This window comes from Nocardia asiatica NBRC 100129 (assembly GCF_000308415.1).
GTDB classification, from domain to species: Bacteria; Actinomycetota; Actinomycetes; order Mycobacteriales; family Mycobacteriaceae; genus Nocardia; species Nocardia asiatica.
The window spans coordinates 1-1039 of record NZ_BAFS01000351.1 but is presented as its reverse complement, the minus strand read 5'-3'; the positions used below and the strand labels follow the sequence as shown (position 1 = coordinate 1039).

Annotated in this window: 1 protein-coding gene; it reads left to right on the top strand. The window is 68.5% G+C overall.

The genetic code is table 11. The features are described from left to right. Window positions 1-86 precede the first annotated feature (86 nt). Window positions 87-1039, top strand: a 953-nt coding sequence (locus ON27_RS29355) for an NAD(P)-dependent alcohol dehydrogenase (protein WP_043734821.1), incomplete at its 3' end; no start/stop codon positions are given.

Below are 1039 nucleotides of genomic sequence, written 5' to 3'. Positions count from 1 at the left end.
CGCACCGTTCGCGGGTCGTGGGGCGGCCCGCCGACTAGACTTCGCCGTGTGCCAGGCTGTCGCTCGATCCCTAGGGCTGGAATCGCATGAGAGCCGTCGTGTACGACCGCTACGGCGGTCCCGAGGTGCTGTCGATCGCGGAGGTCCCGGTGCCTTCCCCGGGGCCGAAACAGGTGCTCGTCCAGGTGCACGCCACGTCGATCAATCTCTCCGACTGGGAGACCCTGCTGGGGACGCCGCTGTATTCGCGCATCGGCGGGCTCCGGGCACCCGGACGCCCGGTTCTCGGTTCCGATATCGCCGGGCGGGTCGAGGTCGTCGGTTCCGAGGTCACTCGATTCGCGCCGGGTGACGAGGTCTACGGCGACAATCTCATGCTCAAGGGCGGTTTCGCCGAATATGCCGTGGTTCCCGAGTCCGCGCTGGCCCACAAACCGGCTGCGCTGAGCTTCGCCGAGGCGTCGACCCTGCCGCAGGCTGGGGCGATCGCGGTGCAGGGCACGGCCGGTATCGCAGCCGGTATGTCGGTGTTGATCAACGGCGCGGGAGGAGGCTCGGGAGCGTTCGCGATCCAGTTGGCCAAGAGTGCCGGGGCGCACGTGACCGGGGTCGACAACGCCGCCAAACTGGCGTTCATGCGCACGCTCGGCGCCGATGAAGTCATCGACTACCGCACCGAGGACTTCACCCGAACCGGACCCTACGACCGGGTACTCGACCTCGTCGCCCACCGGTCCGTCTTCGCCTATCGCAGGTCGGTCGCACGCGGCGGCCGGTACCGCTGCGTCGGCGGCACCACACGGGCGTTGCTGCGGATGACGACGGTCGGCGCGGTCGCCGGGATGGTGACCGGTCGCAGGCTCGGAGTTCTCGTGGTGAAGGAAGGACCCGCGTACTTCACACCCCTCGCGGAGTCGTGTGTCGCGGGCCGGATCAATATCCACCTCGACCGCGTTTTCCCGCTCGAGGAGACCGCGGTCGCGCTGGCCCATGTCGGTGCGGGGCATGCACTCGGCAAAGTGGTGGTCGAGATCCGCTG